The 264-nt window shown below is 43.6% G+C and carries 1 protein-coding gene; it reads left to right on the forward strand.

What is annotated here, in order from left to right:
- Nucleotides 1–47: 47 nt before the first annotated feature.
- On the forward strand, nucleotides 48–264 hold a 217-nt coding region (locus NE637_RS15445), incomplete at its 3' end, for a recombinase family protein (RefSeq protein ID WP_256267814.1).

Genomic DNA, 264 nt, shown 5'->3' on the forward strand with positions numbered 1-264 from the left:
GGGAGAGATCAAAAAAGATATTTATATTCAGAGAAAGGATGATAAGAATGGCAAGAAGCGTTACAGTTATACCAGCAAGAAGCCAGAAGGTGCGGACAGGGCATAAGGCGGTACAGGAAAAGAAGATAAGGGTGGCAGCCTACTGCCGTGTGTCAACAGACCAGGAAGACCAGCTCCATAGTTTTGAGGCACAGGTCGAGTATTATACAAAATATATCAATGAGCATGAGAATTATGAAATGGCCGGCATTTATGCAGATGAGG

This window comes from Desulfovibrio desulfuricans, assembly GCF_024460775.1.
In the GTDB taxonomy this organism is placed as follows: Bacteria; Desulfobacterota; Desulfovibrionia; order Desulfovibrionales; family Desulfovibrionaceae; genus Desulfovibrio; species Desulfovibrio desulfuricans_E.